This window comes from Streptomyces sp. NPDC058284 (assembly GCF_042881135.1).
GTDB lineage: Bacteria > Actinomycetota > Actinomycetes > Streptomycetales > Streptomycetaceae > Streptomyces.
Genome location: NZ_JBHVYE010000003.1, coordinates 119,321 through 135,456 on the forward strand (window position 1 = coordinate 119,321; position 16,136 = coordinate 135,456).

The following is a 16,136-nucleotide window of genomic DNA, read 5'->3' on the forward strand; positions in this document are numbered from 1 at the left end:
CAGGCAGGTCCCGTACTGTCGTTCCATGCCACGCCGCACCGCGACGATGCTCGCCTCCACCCTGATGCTGATCGCGCTGCTCTGCGCCGGAGTGCTCATCAAAGTGCCCTACTCGGAGATGTCCCCCGGGCCCACGGTGAACACGCTCGGCGACCACGACGGCGAGCCGGTGCTCCAGATCTCCGGGCGGAAGACCTATCCCACGACCGGCAACCTCAACATGACGACGGTCAGGGTCACGAGCGCCGACTACAACACGAACCTCGCGGAGGCCGTCTACGGCTGGCTGGCACACGACAGCATCGTGGTGCCGCACGACACGCTCTACCCGGACGGCAAGACCGAGCAGCAGTCCTCCCAGGAGAACGCCGAGGACTTCAGCCTCTCCCAGGAGAGCGCCAAGGTCGCGGCGCTCCGGGAGCTGGACATCCCGGTGAAGTCCCAGGTCATCGTCTCCACCGTCTTCAAGGGCGACCCGGCCGAGGGCAAGCTGCACGCCGGCGACGTCATCAAGAAGGTCGACGGCAAGCCCGTCAAGGAGATGACGGACGTCGCGAAGCTCGTCACCCGGCACAAGCCCGGCGAGGCGGTGACGTTCTCGGTCGTCCCGGTCAAGGACGCGGCCGCCGCCGAGAAGGCGGGCAAGGAAGCGACCGGGACCGAGGAGGTCAGGATGACGACGGAGGCGGCCGAAGGAGACACCGGCCGTGCGGTCGTCGGCATCAAGGCGGGCACCGACCACACCTTCCCGTTCACGATCGACATCAAGCTGGCCGATGTGGGCGGGCCGAGCGCCGGTCTCATGTTCGCTCTCGGAATCGTCGACAAGCTGACCCCCGACGACCTCACCGGAGGCAAGTTCGTGGCCGGCACCGGCACCATAGAGGACAACGGCAAGATCGGCCCGATCGGCGGCATCCAGATGAAGACCGTCGGCGCACGCAAGAAGGGCGCCGAGTACTTCCTCACGCCGAAGGGCAACTGCGCGGCCGCCGCGAGCGACGTCCCCGACGGGCTCAAGCTCGTCAAGGTCGACACCATCCACGACGCGGTGAAGTCCCTGAAGAAGATCAGCAAGGGCGACACGGCCGACCTGCCGCGGTGCCGGGCGAGCTAGCAGCGGACACAGCCGGCGGGGGACACAGCCGGCGGGGGACACCGCTGTACGCGGGTGGCAGCCACCCGCGTACAGCACGGAAGACCTGTCGGCCTGCGAACCCGCTACGCGAACGTCGCCGCGAGTGCCTCCGCCAGTCCCGGCACCAGGTCCGAGCCCGTGAGGACCTCGGTCGGCGAATCCTTCTCGCGCAGCCGCAACGCGGACTCGCGCGCACCGTCACGGAGCACCGCGACGGTCATGCGGACCTCCTGGCGGTCCGGGTGCTCGGCCACCCACTTCGCGAGCTGCGCCTCGCCGAGGCCCTTGGGGACGGCCGTCTCGGCGGACGGCGGCAGCATCAGGCGCTCCACCGTGAGGGCGCAGCCCACCACCGCGTCGGGCCAGGCGATGGTGGCGAGGAACTCGTCCAGCGGCTTGTCGGCGGGAATCTCCTCCTGCTCGATAGGGGTGAGACCGGTGTGTTCCACACCGTCGTCGAGGCCGAGCTGGGAGGCCAGGCCGGGTTCTTGAGTACGCAGTCGCGCCGTGTCGACCAGCGCGAAGAGGCGGGCGGGCCGGTCCCAGCCGAGGCCGGAGACGTACTCGTCGATCTCGAGTACCGCCCGGGTGAGGGGGCTCGCTGCCATGGGAGTGTTGGACATGGTCACAATCCTGCCTCGTTAGTCCCGAGAAACGGGAACCGAGTAAAGCGTAGGTAAGTTGCATAGGTGTGGGTCCGCGATCTCGGGGGCCTGACGGACCAACACGAATCAACAGCGAACTTCGAGGTGCGCACCTTGGCTTTCCAGATGCCGGACCGCGGCGGAGGCCCGACGGGGCCACGGATCAGAGTGGGCCGACCCTCCCGGCGTGTCCGGACCCTGCTCATGACACTGGGGGTACTGGCCGTCCTGGCCATGGCCTTCGTCATGTTCGCGGGGTTCTGGACGGACTGGCTCTGGTACCGCTCGGTCCACTACTCATCAGTCTTCACGACGACCCTGTGGACCAAGATCGGCCTGTTCTTCGTCTTCGGCCTCCTGATGGCGGTCGCGGTCGGCGTGAACATCTGGCTGGCGCACCGGCTGCGCCCGCCGCTCAGTGCCATGTCGATGGAGCAGCAGAGCCTCGACCGGTACCGCATGGGCATCGCCCCGTACAAGAAGTGGCTGCTCATCGGGGTCACCGCCCTGGTGGGGCTGATCGCGGGCGCGAGCGCCGCGGGGCAGTGGCGCACCTGGCTCCTCTGGGTCAACGGCGTGCCCTTCGGCCAGAAGGACCCGCAGTTCCACATGGATGTGGCGTTCTTCGCGTTCGACCTGCCCTGGTACCGCTTCCTGCTCGGCTTCGGCTTCGCGGCCACGGTGCTCTCCCTGGTCGCCGCCGCGCTGACGCACTACCTGTACGGCGGGCTGCGGATCACCAGCCCCGGCGCGCGCGCGACCGCGGCGGCCACCGGTCACCTCTCGGTGCTGCTCGGCGTCTTCGTGTCACTCAAGGCCATCGCCTACTGGCTCGACCGGTACGGCCTCGCGGTGAAGTCCAGTGACTTCAAGGCGACGGGCAACTGGACGGGCCTCAGGTACGTCGACGCGAACGCGTACCTGCCGGCGAAGACGATCCTGTTCTGCATCGCGGTCATCTGCGCGATCCTCTTCTTCGCGACGCTCTGGCGGCGCACCTGGCAGCTGCCCGTCATCGGCTTCGGCCTGATGGTGCTCTCGGCGATCCTCATCGGCGGGCTCTACCCCGCGATCGTCCAGAAGTTCCAGGTCCAGCCGAACGAGCAGGCCAAGGAAGCGCCGTACATCGAGAAGAACATCGAGGCGACCCGTAACGCCTACGGCATCAACGGCGTGAAGCCGCAGGAGTACAAGGGCGCAGGACGGGTCGACGAGGACTCCAAGAAGAAGCGCGACAACGCGGACTCGGCGGCCAATTACCGGCTGAACGACCCGAACATCGTCTCGCCGACCTTCCAGCAGCTGGAGCAGGAGCGCAGTTACTACCAGTTCCCGAAGACGCTGGACGTGGACCGCTACAACGGTCAGGACACCATCGTCGGCCTGCGCGAGATCGACGTGAACAAGCTCGACAAGCGCAACTGGATCAACGACCACTTCGCCTACACCCACGGCTACGGCATGGTGGCTGCCAAGGGCACGGAGACGAAGAAGGGCTCCAAGGGCGCCCCCGCGTTCACCGAGTCCGGTCTGCCCACCAACGGCGACCTCGGTGAGTACGAGCAGCGGGTCTACTACGGCGAGAAGACCACCCAGTACTCGATCGTGGGCGGGCCCCAGAAGGAGCTCGACTACGAGGAGAACGGCGGCGGCCAGAAGACCTACAGCTACAAGGGCGACAGCGGCGTCAACCTCTCCAACCCGATCAACCGCGCCGCGTACGCGGTGTCGTTCGGAGAGCCGCAGATCCTCTACTCGGGCGCCATCGGCGACGGTTCGCGGATCCTCTACAACCGCACTCCGAAGGAGCGCGTCGAGGCCGTGGCCCCGTGGCTGACCATCGACGGCGACGTCTACCCGACGGTGGTCGACGGCCGCATCCAGTGGGTGGTCGACGCCTACACGACCAGCAACGGCTACCCGTACGCCTCACGGACGACGCTCGGCGACACCACGGCCGACTCCCTGTCGCAGGCGGACAGCCAGCGCACGGTGATCGCCCAGCAGAACCAGGTCAACTACATCCGGAACTCGGTGAAGGCGACCGTCGACGCGTACACGGGTGACGTCAAGCTCTACACGTGGGACGACAAGGACCCGGTCCTGAAGACCTGGAAGAAGGCGTTCCCGGGCACCGTCAAGGACAAGAGCGAGATCCCGCCGAAGCTGATGGACCACCTGCGCTACCCGCAGGACATGTTCAAGGTGCAGCGCGAACTGCTGACGAAGTACCACGTCACGGACCCCGGCCAGTTCTACAACGCGAGTGACGCCTGGCAGGTGCCGAACGACCCGACGAAGAAGGACGACAGCGCGGTCCCGCCGTACTACCTGTCGCTGAAGTCGCCGGGTCAGACACAGCGGCAGTTCTCGCTGACGACGACGTTCACCCCGAGCGAGCGGCCCAACCTACGGGCGTTCATGACGGTCGACGCCGACGCCAGAAGCAAGAACTACGGCCAGATGCAGCTGCTCAGAGTGCAGGGCGACGTCGACGGGCCCGAACAGGTCCAGAACAAGCTGAACTCCATGAAGGAGGTCGGTACCTTCGTCCGCGACATGAAGGGCGCCGACTCCGACGTCCTCTACGGCAATCTGCTGACCGTGCCACTGGACGACGGCTTCCTGTACGTCGAACCCGTCTACGTACAGGGACGCAAGTCGGCGTATCCCCTTCTGAAGAAGGTCGCTGTGTCGTACGGCACGGAAACCTACTTCGCGGACTCGCTCAGCGAGGGCCTCAACAAGGTCTTCAGTGTCGAGGGCGCCACCAAGCCACCGGGCCAGGACCAGGGCCGGGACGAGCCGACCAAGCCGCCCAGGACGAACGACCCGACGGTCCAGGCCGCGCTCGACGACGCCCAACAGGCGTTCGAGGACGGCGAGGCGGCCATGAAGAAGGGCGACTGGAAGGCGTACGGCGAGGCCCAGGACCAGCTCCAGGAGGCTCTGAAGCGGGCCGAGGCCGCCTCGGCGAAGGCCAACGAGAAGAGCGACAAGAACGCCGACAAGGCCGACAAGGCCGACAAGGCCGATAAGAAGGACGGCGACAAGGCGGCGGACGAGACCGGGTAGTGGCTGGTCAAGGAGCTACCCCGCGCCGTGGTACGGTTTGAACACAACGGCGCGGGGTGGAGCAGCTCGGTAGCTCGCTGGGCTCATAACCCAGAGGTCGCAGGTTCAAATCCTGTCCCCGCTACTGCAAGGTGAAGGCCCGGATCCTTACGGATCCGGGCCTTCGTCGTGTGTGACCGGTGCCGGTGCGGCGGCCGGTGGTCGGCGTGTGCGGGTGTCCTGTGCCAAGACATGCGAAGGGTGCACGGTCGGGGGAGAGTTGGGAGATCTGTGTTTCACTTATCTCTCTGTGGGCATGTCGACAAAACGCTGAAGTGACCTCACTGGCTGCGGTATACCAGGTGTACCCAGGTTGCAGGTGGTGCGACGATGGACGTTATGGGGGACAAGGCAACTCTGTTGGAGACAGGGCGGTTTGTGCAGCCGGCCGACCGGGAGGATCCCGGGGCGGCCGCCGAGGAGATGCGCCATCGGCTGGCCGCCGAGGCCGGCGACGTGGACGCGATGAGCGTTCTCGGAAGCCTTCTGCTGCGCCGCGGTGATCTCGACGGAGCCGAGTCTCTGCTGCGCGCGGCGACCGCCGAGGGCGACCGCGCCGCGGCCAACAACCTCGGCGTCCTCCTCCACCAGCGCGGATACGCCGACGAGGCGGCCGGCTGGTGGCGGGTCGCCGCCGTCGCCGGTTCGGCCGCGGCCGCGCACGCGCTCGGCCGCCACCACCGCGAGCGCGGCGACGAGCCCGCCGCCGAGTACTGGCTGCGCCAGTCCGCCGAGGACGGGCACACCCTCGGGGCGTACGCCCTCGCGGACCTCCTGGAGCACCGCGGTGACGTCGGAGCCGAGCGCTGGCTGCGCGTCGCCGCCGAGCGCGGCCACCGCGAGGCCGCCTACCGCCTGGCCCGCGCGCTCGACCGGCGGGCCACCACCGAGCGCGGCGAGCGGCCCTCGCGCGCGGAGCACGGCGACGACGACGCGAAGGCGCCCGCCGACGAGGCCGAGCAGTGGTACCGCCAGGCCGCCGCCCGCGGGCACCGCAGGGCCGCGCTGCACCTCGGCGCGATCCTGGAGCGGCGCGGCGAGCTGAAGGAGGCCGGCCGCTGGTACCTCAACTCCGCCAAGGACGGGGAGGCGAGGGCGGCCTGCGCCCTCGGGTTCCTGCTGCGGGACGCGGGCGACGAGGAGAGCGCCGCCGTGTGGTGGCTCAAGGCCGCGCAGGACGGTGACGGGAACGCCGCGAACGCGCTGGGCGCGCTGCACGCGCAGCGGGGCGAGACCCAGACCGCCGAGCGCTGGTACCGGGCGGCCATGGACGCGGGCGATGTGAACGGCGCGTACAACCTCGGGCTGCTCTGCGCCGAGCAGGGCCGCACCGCGCAGGCCGACCAGTGGTACCGCCGTGCCGCGTACGCGGGGCACCGCGAGGCGGCCAACGCGCTGGCCGTGCTGCTGCTCCAGGGCGGCGACGCCGCCGGGGCCGAGCCGTGGTTCTCCAAGGCCGCGGAGGCCGGCAGCGTCGACGCCGCGTTCAACCTCGGAATCCTGTACGCGAGCAGGGACGACGAGGCGGGCGCCCTGCGCTGGTACGAGCGCGCGGCCGCGGCCGGGCACACCGACGCGGCCCTCCAGGTCGGCACCGCCCGGCTGCGCGCGGGCGACGACCGGGAGGCCGAGCGGTATCTGCGCTGCGCGGCGGGGGGCGGTAGCGCCGAGGCGGCGTACCGGCTCGGTACGGTCCTCGACGCGCGGCGCCCCGCCGCGGCGCCGCCCGCCCTCGGCGAGCCCGCCGCGGAGAAGAGCGAGTGCGAGGAGTGGTACGAGAGAGCCGCCGAGCAGGGGCACCGACGGGCCCAGGTGCGGGTGGGCATGCTCGCCTCGGGCCGGGGCGACGTCGTCGAGGCCGCGCGGTGGTACCGCAAGGCCGCGGAGGCCGGCAGCCGCAACGGCGCGTTCAACCTCGGCCTGCTCCTCGCCCGCGAGGGCAGTGAGCCGGAGGCCGCGCTGTGGTGGACGCGGGCCGCCGACGCGGGGCACGGGCGCGCGGCGCTCCGGCTCGCCCTGCTCTACGCCCGGCGCGGACAGCTCGCGCAGGGGCAGCGGTGGGCCTCGCGGGCCGTCGATCTCGGGCCCGCGGAGGTCTCCGAGCGCGCGGGGCGTCTGCGTGAGGCCTTGCGGCAGGAACTCTCCGCGTAGGCCCGCAACCGTGGGAACGGGAGCGAGGGAACGGGACCGTGAGAACGGGGACCGTGGGAACAGATTTGCGCTGGTCGTAGCCCTGACGTAGAGTTGTGTTCATCGACGCGGGGTGGAGCAGCTCGGTAGCTCGCTGGGCTCATAACCCAGAGGTCGCAGGTTCAAATCCTGTCCCCGCTACTGAAACCGAAGGCCCGGAACCACTGGTTCCGGGCCTTCGGCGTGTGCTCGGTGAGTCCCGGGGCCCAAAGACCGGCCCTCAGCGTTTCGTGTGCCCCACCGCCTCCTCGTACAGTTCGCGGTTCACGGCCCGCTTCTCCGGGACCCTGGCGCCGTCAAAGACGCCCGCCGCGCGGTACGCCTCCTGCAGACGGTCCGTGGTGCCGGCGCGGATCTCCCAGTCCATGCGCAGCGACGGCGTGGAGAGCAGCACCTTCTCGTCCGTCTTGAGCAGCTGGGCGAGCTCCTTCGCGAAGGCTCTGTCGGCCTTGTAGTCGCCCGCGAAGTACGTGTTCACCGTCCGGATGTACGCGCGCAGCAGCGCGACGCCCGCGTCGGGGTCCTTCTTGAGGAGGTTCGGGCCGAAGAGGAGGCCGCCCAGCGGTTCCGCCAGGGGCTGGCCGCCGAGGAACGCGTACCTCTTGTCGCCGTCGACCTTGCGCCAGACCGGGTCGAGCAGCCAGGCCGAGCCGGTGCCGCCGTTCTGGAGCGCGGTGAGGACGTCCGCCGAGCCCAGCTGTTGGAACCGGATCTTGTCGAGGCCGCCACCGTGCTCCTTCAGGGCGCGGTTGATGGGGTACGCGATGACGGACCCCTTGCCGATCATCGTGCCGAGCGTGCGGCCCGCCATGGAGACGTGGGCCGCACGCTCGTTCTTCTTCAGCCGCACCCACAGACCGCTCTTGGAGCGCGGGTCGGGAGAGAAGTTGCCGGCCGTCCACTTGATGTCGAATCCGCTGGTGATGCCGTTCATCACGGCGGCTTCCGGGGCCGCCCACTGGGCGTCGATGTCGCCCTTGGCCAGAAGGGGGAGCGCGTCGGGTGTGGGCAGCACCTTCAGATCGACGTTCAGGCCCTCCTTCTTGAACTCCCCCTTCTCAAGGGCCATGTGGAGCGGGGCGACGTACTCGGCGCTCAGGGTGCCGGTCGCTATCGTCAGGCTGCGTTCTTCGGGGAGGGGCTTGGGGGCGGGGGTGCCCGGGGCGCAGCGGGCCGGTGCGCGGTCGGGTGCCAGGTCGGCGGGGTCGGTCCAGCTGCCCTTGCCGCAGCCGGAGACCGCGGTGACGGTGCGGGGGCCGGCCGGGGCGGACGGGGCCTCGTCGTCCTCCTTCGCGCAGCCCGCGGCGGCGAGCAGCGTGCCCGCCAGGAGCAGGGTGAGTGCGGTGGAGCGGGTGCGCATGGCGCCTCCGAGTGCTGTCTTCGTGCGTACGCCGGCTGAATTCCCGCGTACGCCGGTCGAGGTCATGACTGGCCGCGGCCACGGTCGCGCGGTGCCCACGGGGTGAGCAGGCGGCCCGCGATCCGCACCAGTTCGGAGAAGACGACGCCGAGCACGGCGACACAGACGATGCCGACGAACATCACGTCGTTCTGGAAGAGGGCGCGCGAGTCGAAGATGAGGTGGCCGAGGCCGTCCGCCGCCGCGATCTGCTCCGAGGCGACGATGACCAGGACCGCGACGCCCGCGGCGATCCGCGCGCCGACCAGGACGGCGGGCAGCGAGGCGGGCAGCAGGACGTGCCGGAACATCTGCCAGGGCGAGGCGCCGAAGACCTGGCCCGCGTCCCGGTGCCCCGAGGGCACGGCGAGGACCGCCGCCATCGTCGATATCCAGACGAAGAAGAAGACGGTGGCGGCGACGAGCGCGATCTGTGGGCCCTCGCCGAGGCCGAACATGTTCAGGAAGACGGGAAGCAGCGCCAGTTTCGGGACGACGTACAGCGCGTCGAGAGTGGGTTCGAGGGCGGCGCGCAGGACGGAGAGCGAGCCCATCAGCAGGCCCAGCGCATAGCCGGCGACCGTGCCGATCGCGTACCCGGCGAGCACGCGCTGCAGCGTGGCCCGGACGTCCGGCCAGAGATCACCGTCGGCGGCGCGGTGCCAGCCGTCCTCCAGGATGGTCTGCGGCGCGGGGTAGACGCGGTCGTCGATCCAGCCGCTCACGGCGGCCAGCTGCCACAGCAGGATGAGGGCGACGGGCACGCCCGCGGCGAGGGAGATCTCCAGGGCGCGGCGGCGGCGATGGGTGCGGACCGGGTGCAGCTCCCGCGGGCCCGGCCTTCTGAGCAGGACTTCTTCGCGCGGGGCGGAGCTCTCGCCGGGGCGGGGTGCCGGGCTCTTGCCGGTGGCGGTGGTCATGCCGCCGCCACCGTGCCGACCTCGGCCCGCAGCAGCTCCCACAGCTCGCTCTTGAGCGCGGTGAACTCGGGAGCCGAGCGGACCTCGCCGCTGCGGGGGCGCGGGAACGGCGGGAGGCGCTCGGCGATGACGCGGCCGGGCCTTGCGGACATCACCAGGACGCGGTCGCCCAGGATGATCGCCTCTTCGAGGCTGTGCGTGATGAACAGGGTCGTGGTGCGGGTGGTCTGGGTGAGGGCGAGGAGCTCGTCCTGGAGGATCGTGCGGAGCTGGGCGTCGAGGGCCGCGAACGGCTCGTCCATCAGCAGGATCTCGGGCTCGACGGCCAGCGCGCGGGCGATCGCGACGCGCTGGCGCATGCCGCCGGAGAGGGCGGCGGGGTAGGCGTCGGCGAACTCGGCGAGGCCCATGCGGGTCAGCCAGTCCGTGGCGCGGGCGTTGGCCTCGCGGCGCGGGACCTTCTGGACGTCCAGGCCGAAACGTACGTTCCCCCGCACGGTCTTCCAGTCGTAGATGCCGTAGTCCTGGAAGATCATCGCGACGGGGTGCCGGGCGGCGGTGCGGATGCCCAGCTCGCCGGAGCTGGGCCGCAGCAGGCCCGCGGCGATGCGCAGCAGGGTCGACTTCCCACAGCCCGACGGGCCGACGACGCAGGTGAACTCGCCGGGGGCGACGGTCAGGTCCAAGGGGCCGAGTGCGTGCACCGCATCGGCGGCGCGGCCGAACGTTCGGGTGAGTGCGTGGGCTTCTAGTTTCGGGTGCGGGTCTCCCACGGGGATCTCCTTGCGGAGGGCGTACGGACATGGGCCCGCCGACAATATGACGCCCCGTCAGATTCCGGAAGTCCTGTGAGTACGCGGAAGCCCCCGGCGCCACAGAGGCTGCCGGGGGCTTCGCGTGTGCAGGGGGAGGGTGGCTACGCCGACGCGCAGTTCGGGCAGACGCCCCGGTATGTGACCTCCACGTCCTCGACCGTGAAGCCGAAGCGCTCCGAGTCGGGGAGGCTGGCCAGCGGGTTGCCCGTGGGGTGGACGTCGCGGATGGCGCCGCAGCGCGCGCAGACCAGGTGCTGGTGGGGGCGGTGCGCGTTCGGGTCGTACCGCTTGGCGCGGCGGTCCGTCGAGACCTCGAGGATCTCGCCGAGGGTCACCAGCTCGCCCAGGGTGTTGTAGACGGTCGCCCGGGAGATCTCGGGCAGCTTGTCCGCGGCGCGGGCGTGCACCTCGTCCGCGGTGAGGTGGACGTGGTCCCCGTCGAGGACCTCGGCCACGACGCGCCGCTGCGCTGTCATGCGCCAGCCGCGTCCGCGCAGTCGTTCCAACAGGTCACTCATGAAAGCCAGCCTAACAGGCGGGGGACCTCAGTCCCGAATGGATGTGACTTTGGATGCTCGCTTGACTTAGACAAAGTCCATTGTAGGATCGAGTTTGGATAACACCAAGGGACAGGACTTGCAGGAATGACGCAGGAGGCGCACGTGACGCAGGGACCGCTCACCACGGAGGCCGGCGCGCCGGTGGCCGACAACCAGAACAGCGAGACCGCGGGCGTCGACGGACCGGTTCTGGTCCAGGACCAGCTGCTGCTCGAGAAGCTCGCCCACTTCAACCGCGAGCGGATCCCGGAGCGGATCGTGCACGCCCGCGGCGCGGGTGCGTACGGCACCTTCACGCTGACCCGTGACGTCTCGCAGTGGACGCGGGCGAAGTTCCTCTCCGAGGTCGGCAAGGAGACGGAGACGTTTCTGCGCTTCTCCACCGTGGCCGGCAACCTCGGCGCGGCCGACGCGGTGCGCGACCCGCGCGGCTGGGCGCTGAAGTTCTACACCGAAGAGGGCAACTACGACCTCGTCGGCAACAACACCCCGGTCTTCTTCATCAGGGACGCCATCAAGTTCCCCGACTTCATCCACACCCAGAAGCGCGATCCCTACACGGGTTCGACCGAGGCGGACAACGTCTGGGACTTCTGGGGCCTCAGCCCGGAGAGCACCCACCAGGTGACCTGGCTCTTCGGCGACCGCGGCATCCCCGCCTCGTACCGCCACATGGACGGCTTCGGCTCGCACACCTTCCAGTGGAACAACGAGGCCGGCGAGGTCTTCTGGGTCAAGTACCACTTCAAGACCGACCAGGGGATCAAGAACCTCACCCAGGAAGAGGCCAACAGGCTCGCCGGTGAGGACCCCGACTCCCACCAGCGCGACCTGCGCGAGGCCATCGAGCGCGGCGACTTCCCGTCCTGGTCGGTGCAGGTGCAGATCATGCCGGCGGCGGACGCGGCGAACTACCGCTTCAACCCGTTCGACCTCACCAAGGTGTGGCCGCACGCGGACTACCCGCCGATCGAGATCGGCAGGCTGGAGCTCAACCGCAACCCGGAGAACATCTTCGCCGAGGTCGAGCAGGCCATCTTCAGCCCCGCGCACTTCGTGCCGGGCATCGGTCCCTCCCCCGACAAGATGCTCCAGGGCCGCCTCTTCGCGTACGGCGACGCCCACCGCTACCGCGTCGGCATCAACGCCGACCACCTGCCGGTGAACCGCCCGCACGCCACCGAGGCGCGCACCAACTCCCGTGACGGCGCGCTGTACGACGGCCGCCACAAGGGCGCGAAGAACTACGAGCCGAACAGCTTCGGCGGCCCGTTCCAGACGGACCGGCCGCTGTGGCAGCCCATCCCGGTCACGGGCGTCGCGGGCAACCACGCGGCGGCCAGGCACGCCGAGGACAACGACTTCGTGCAGGCGGGCAACCTCTACCGGCTGATGTCCGAGGACGAGAAGGGCCGCCTCGTCGACAACCTCGCGGGCTTCATCTCCAAGGTCTCGCGCGACGAGATCGCGGAGCGCGCGATCGACAACTTCCGTCAGGCCGACGGTGACTTCGGCAAGCGGCTGGAGGCCGCGGTCCAGGCCCTGCGCGGCTGACCCCGCCCCACTTGCCGTGGACGAGCGACGGGCCGGATCCCCTCGGGGACCGGCCCGCCGCCGTGTCCTGGCGGCGCTGCGGTCAGCCCGCCACGCCGGCTGCCGCCCGCCGGGCCGGCGCCCAGCAGCGGATGATGTCGCGGACCGAGACGATCCCGGTCGGCTCGTTGTCGTCCATGACGATCAGGTGCCGGAAGCCGCCGTGCGCCATGGCGTCCGCGGCGTCCTCCAGGGTCCAGGCGGGGCAGGCGAAGACGACGTCCGTCGTGGTGTGCGTGCCGGCGGTCTCGTTGTCCGGGTCCTGGCCGAGGCCCAGGGAGATCAGGATGTCCCGCTCGGTGAGTATGCCGAGCCCGTAGGTGTCGGGGTCCAGGACGACTGCGGCGCCGACGCGGCGCGCCGACATCAGCCGGGCCGCCTGGCGGAGGGTGTGGGTGGGGCCGATGGTGAGGACCACCGAGCTCATGGCGTCGCGGACGAGCATGGGCGTGAGCCACCTCCTTGATGAAACCGGGGTCTCCCGGTGGGCGAAGGATTGCCTCCGCTACCGGCTGGAGAACGGATTCACAAGTTCACAAGTAGGGGGACTCATAGAGTCGCAGCCACGCCGGGGCCCAGCAAGGGGGCGCGTGCGGTCAGTTCGGGGCGTGCGCTCGGTTCAGGGCGCGTGCGCCGGTGGCCGCGCGCCGTCCGGGTGGCGGGGCCGGGCGTCGGGGCGCAGGCGGGGGTTCAAAGACAGGCTCTCAGTAGCGCTGGTTGACGTATCCGAGCAGCTCGTCGTGGAGCAGGCCGTTCGACGCCGCCGCGTTGCCGCTGTGCGGTCCCGGCTTGCCGTCGAGGCCGGTGAAGGTGCCGCCCGCCTCCGTCACCACGATCGCGGTCGCCGCCATGTCCCAGAGCGAGAGCTCCGGCTCCGCACAGATGTCCACCGCGCCCTCGGCCACCATCATGTACGGCCAGAAGTCGCCGTACGCCCGGGTGCGCCAGACCGACCGCGTCAGATCCATGAAGCCGTCCAGGCGCCCCTGCTCTTCCCAGCCGGAGAGCGAGGAGTACGCGAAGGAGGCGTCCGCGAGCCGGGAGACCTTCGAGACCCGCAGCCGCGTCGCCGAGGTGAGGCTGCGCCCCGTATAGGCGCCGCCGCCCTTCGCCGCCCACCACCGGCGGCCGAGCGCGGGCGCCGAGACGACCCCGACCACCGGCTGGTAGCCCCCCTCGCCCGCCTCCATCAGGGAGATCAGGGTGGCCCAGACCGGCACGCCGCGTACGTAGTTCTTGGTGCCGTCGATCGGGTCGATCACCCAGCGGCGCGGGCCCGTGCCCTCCACGCCGTACTCCTCGCCGAGGATCGCGTCGCGCGGCCGGGCCCGCTGGAGGTTGCCACGGATCAGCTCCTCGGCGGCCTTGTCGGCCTCGCTCACCGGGGTCATGTCCGGCTTGGTCTCGACCTTCAGGTCGAGGGCCTTGAACCGGTCCATGGTCGCGGCGTCGGCGGTGTCCGCGAGGACGTGGGCGAGACGCAGATCATCGTGGTAGTCGGGCATGGGTGAACAGTATCGATCTCGTTCGGCGCGATCCACAGTGCCGGGGCGGGGCGCGCGCCCTTGCCCCCGCCGGAGCCATTGACAGTGCGCCGGAGCTATTGACAGTGCTGCCGGGCGCGTCAACTCTGGCACCGGAGCCGATCGGGCGGCCCGGGGAGGCAACGATGCCTGCAGCACGGGAATCCTTACTGGACGCGGCGTACGCGGCGCTCGCGCGGCGGCCGTGGCCGAGCGTCCGCATGGTCGACGTCGCGGCGTCCGCCGGGGTCTCGCGCCAGACCCTCTACAACGAGTTCGGCAGCAAGGACGGGCTCGCCCGCGCGCTGCTGCGGCGCGAGACGGACGGCTATCTGCACGGCGTCGAGCGAGCCCTCGCCGAGGAACGGGAGCCCGCGGAGCGGCTCGCCGCCGTGGCGGCGTGGACGGTGGGCGCTGCCCGCGCCAACACCCTCGTGCGGGCCGCGATCACCGACTGCTGGGGCGAGCGGCTGCCGGGGCCGAGCCGGGTCACCGGGTCCACCTCGCCGGTGCCCGCGCAGCGCCGCGCGGACGCGGGCGTGCCCTCGGCCGCGGAACTGCTCGCGCTCGTACGGGACAGGGCGGTGCTCGCGCTCGGCGGCCGGGGCCGGTCCAGGGACCCCGAGCTCGCCCTCGCCTGTGAGAGCGCCGTCCGCCTCGCCCTGTCGTACGTCGTCGCGCCCGCCGGGAACGACGACGACCCCGCGGAGCTGGTCCGCGGGGCCATCGGGCGGTGGGTGTCGGCCAGGTAGCCCGCGGGCGCCCGGCCGCTCAGGACCTCAGTGCGCGGAGCCGGACAGCTGGAGTCCGATCACGCCGATGATGACGAACGAGATCGACACGATCTTGAGCGTGGAGACCAGGTCGCCGAGGAAGACCATGCCGTAGATCGCGGTACCCGCGGCCCCGATGCCCGTCCACACCGCGTACGCGGGCCCCACGTCCAGCTTCCGCAGCGCCAGGGTCAGCAGGCCGAAGCTGCCGAGCGCGAAGGAGGCGAACGCGATCGTGGGCCAGAGCCTGGTGAATCCGTGCGACAGCTTGAGGCAGACCGCGAAGCCGGTCTCGAGAATCCCGGCCACGATGACCAGCAGCCACGCCATGTCCTTGCCTCCCGTACTCGTCCATGAACCGCGGCCGCTTCGTCTGGCTTGAATCCGGCTTGGTGCGATTATGCATTTACCTTTACCGGCGCGGCGGCAAACAATCGGGACGTCAGTCCTCGTCGCGCCGCTCGCGCGTGGCGAGGAGCCTGCGCAGCGAGTAGAGGCGGGCCGGATCCGCGTGCCCCTCGGCCACCCAGGCGTCCAGCGCGCAGTCCTTCTCGTCGTGGCTGCAGCCGCGCGGGCACTCCGCAGTGCCCGGCTCCAGATCGGGGAAGGCGAGGATGACGCGGGACGGGTCGACGTGGTTGAGGCCGAACGACCGTACGCCCGGCGTGTCGACCACCCAGCCCGCCGACCCCTCCAGCGGGAGCGCGAGGGCGGAGGTGGTGGTGTGCCTGCCGCGGCCCGTGACCGCGTTGACGTGCCCGGTGGTGCGCCGCCGCTCCTGCGGTACGAGCGCGTTGACGAGCGTGGTCTTGCCGACCCCCGAGTGCCCCACGAAGGCGGTGACCTTGCCGTCGAGCAGTTCGTGGACCCGCGCGAGCTCCGCGCCGTCGGTGAACTCCTCGCGGCTGGTGACCACGTAGGGGATGTCGAGGGTGGCGTACGTCTCCAGGATCTTGTCGGCCGGCGCCAGGTCCGACTTGGTCAGCACGAGGATCGGTTCGAGGCCGCCGTCGTACGCCGCCACGACGCACCGGTCGATCAGCCGCGGGCGCGGCTCGGGGTCCGCGAGGGCGGTGACGATGGCGAGCTGGTCGGCGTTGGCGACGACCACCCGCTCGTAGGGGTCGTCGTCGTCGGCGGTGCGCCGCAGCACGGACGTGCGCTCCGCGATCCGCACGATCCGCGCGAGGGTGTCCTTCTTCCCGGTCAGGTCCCCGACGACCGCGACCCGGTCGCCCACCACGGCGGCCTTGCGGCCCAGCTCGCGGGCCTTCATGGCCATCACGATCCGGTCGTCGACAAGCACGGTGAGGCGGCCCCGGTCGACGGTGAGGACCATGCCCTCGGCGGCGTCCTCGTGCTTGGGCCTGATGTGGGTGCGGGGGCGGTTGCCCTTGCGGTTGGGGCGGACGCGGATGTCGTCCTCGTCGGGGTTCTTGCCGTAGCGGCGCATGTTCTCGATCCGCC

At 70.4% G+C, this 16,136-nt stretch carries 14 protein-coding genes and 2 tRNA genes; 7 read left to right on the forward strand and 9 right to left on the reverse strand.

All coding sequences use genetic code 11. The annotated features are described in order from the left end of the window. Nucleotides 1–25 precede the first annotated feature (25 nt). Nucleotides 26–1,117 (forward strand): PDZ domain-containing protein, encoded by a 1,092-nt coding sequence (locus ACFVYR_RS06510; protein WP_384249290.1) that lies wholly within the window; start codon nt 26–28, stop codon nt 1,115–1,117. Nucleotides 1,118–1,221: 104 nt separating this feature from the next. On the opposite strand, the gene ACFVYR_RS06515 is transcribed toward ACFVYR_RS06510, so the two are convergent. Then, nucleotides 1,222–1,761 (reverse strand): PPA1309 family protein, encoded by a 540-nt coding sequence (locus tag ACFVYR_RS06515; RefSeq protein WP_384249287.1) that lies wholly within the window; start codon nt 1,759–1,761, stop codon nt 1,222–1,224. A 147-nt stretch (nt 1,762–1,908) separates the two neighbouring features. On the opposite strand from ACFVYR_RS06515, the gene ACFVYR_RS06520 reads away from it, so the two are divergent. The 4 genes from ACFVYR_RS06520 to ACFVYR_RS06535 all read left to right on the forward strand — a co-directional run bounded on the left by ACFVYR_RS06520 (nt 1,909) and on the right by ACFVYR_RS06535 (nt 7,227). Then, nucleotides 1,909–4,857, forward strand: a complete 2,949-nt coding sequence (locus tag ACFVYR_RS06520) for a UPF0182 family protein (RefSeq protein ID WP_384249568.1) — start codon at nt 1,909–1,911, stop codon at nt 4,855–4,857. Between the two features lie 50 nt (nt 4,858–4,907). Next, nucleotides 4,908–4,981: transfer RNA gene (locus ACFVYR_RS06525), tRNA-Met, on the forward strand. A gap of 245 nt (nt 4,982–5,226) precedes the next feature. Further along, nucleotides 5,227–7,047 carry a sel1 repeat family protein gene (locus tag ACFVYR_RS06530; RefSeq protein WP_384249284.1) on the forward strand — a complete coding sequence of 607 codons (1,821 nt, stop codon included), beginning with the start codon at nt 5,227–5,229 and terminating at the stop codon, nt 7,045–7,047. Nucleotides 7,048–7,153: 106 nt separating this feature from the next. Further along, a tRNA-Met gene (locus tag ACFVYR_RS06535) sits at nt 7,154–7,227 on the forward strand. A gap of 79 nt (nt 7,228–7,306) precedes the next feature. Here ACFVYR_RS06535 and ACFVYR_RS06540 read toward each other — a convergent pair. The 4 genes from ACFVYR_RS06540 to ACFVYR_RS06555 all read right to left on the reverse strand — a co-directional run bounded on the left by ACFVYR_RS06540 (nt 7,307) and on the right by ACFVYR_RS06555 (nt 10,738). Then, nucleotides 7,307–8,446: an ABC transporter substrate-binding protein gene (locus ACFVYR_RS06540; RefSeq protein WP_384249281.1), complete on the reverse strand. Its 1,140-nt coding sequence runs from the start codon at nt 8,444–8,446 to the stop codon at nt 7,307–7,309. A gap of 62 nt (nt 8,447–8,508) precedes the next feature. Continuing rightward, a complete protein-coding gene (locus ACFVYR_RS06545; RefSeq protein WP_384249278.1) occupies nt 8,509–9,405 on the reverse strand; it encodes an ABC transporter permease in 897 nt (298 codons plus the stop codon). Next, a complete protein-coding gene (locus tag ACFVYR_RS06550) occupies nt 9,402–10,178 on the reverse strand; it encodes an ABC transporter ATP-binding protein (RefSeq protein ID WP_384249275.1) in 777 nt (258 codons plus the stop codon). The genes ACFVYR_RS06545 and ACFVYR_RS06550 overlap by 4 nt, the downstream gene beginning before the upstream one ends. 143 nt (nt 10,179–10,321) lie before the next feature. Continuing rightward, the gene (locus tag ACFVYR_RS06555; protein ID WP_384249272.1) at nt 10,322–10,738 is read right to left on the reverse strand and encodes a Fur family transcriptional regulator; all 417 of its coding nucleotides are present in this window, start codon (nt 10,736–10,738) and stop codon (nt 10,322–10,324) included. 126 nt (nt 10,739–10,864) lie between these two features. Between ACFVYR_RS06555 and ACFVYR_RS06560 the strand changes: the two genes are divergently transcribed. Beyond that, nucleotides 10,865–12,334, forward strand: coding sequence for a catalase (locus ACFVYR_RS06560; RefSeq protein WP_384249270.1), 1,470 nt, complete (start codon nt 10,865–10,867; stop codon nt 12,332–12,334). Nucleotides 12,335–12,416: 82 nt separating this feature from the next. Here ACFVYR_RS06560 and ACFVYR_RS06565 read toward each other — a convergent pair whose 3' ends face one another. Both ACFVYR_RS06565 and hisN read right to left on the reverse strand, forming a co-directional pair. Then, the gene (locus ACFVYR_RS06565) at nt 12,417–12,818 is read right to left on the reverse strand and encodes a cyclic nucleotide-binding/CBS domain-containing protein (RefSeq protein WP_384249267.1); all 402 of its coding nucleotides are present in this window, start codon (nt 12,816–12,818) and stop codon (nt 12,417–12,419) included. Between the two features lie 259 nt (nt 12,819–13,077). After that, nucleotides 13,078–13,878, reverse strand: a complete 801-nt coding sequence (gene hisN / locus ACFVYR_RS06570) for a histidinol-phosphatase (RefSeq protein WP_384249264.1) — start codon at nt 13,876–13,878, stop codon at nt 13,078–13,080. A 164-nt stretch (nt 13,879–14,042) separates the two neighbouring features. Between hisN and ACFVYR_RS06575 the strand changes: the two genes are divergently transcribed. Continuing rightward, the gene (locus ACFVYR_RS06575) at nt 14,043–14,648 is read left to right on the forward strand and encodes a TetR/AcrR family transcriptional regulator (protein WP_384249261.1); all 606 of its coding nucleotides are present in this window, start codon (nt 14,043–14,045) and stop codon (nt 14,646–14,648) included. 27 nt (nt 14,649–14,675) lie between these two features. Here the strand turns inward: ACFVYR_RS06575 and ACFVYR_RS06580 are convergent, their stop codons facing one another. Together ACFVYR_RS06580 and rsgA are read right to left on the reverse strand one after the other, a co-directional pair. Next, nucleotides 14,676–14,999, reverse strand: a complete 324-nt coding sequence (locus ACFVYR_RS06580) for a DMT family transporter (protein ID WP_384249258.1) — start codon at nt 14,997–14,999, stop codon at nt 14,676–14,678. A gap of 112 nt (nt 15,000–15,111) precedes the next feature. Beyond that, a complete protein-coding gene (gene rsgA / locus ACFVYR_RS06585; RefSeq protein WP_384249255.1) occupies nt 15,112–16,122 on the reverse strand; it encodes a ribosome small subunit-dependent GTPase A in 1,011 nt (336 codons plus the stop codon). Between the last annotated feature and the right edge of the window lie 14 nt (nt 16,123–16,136).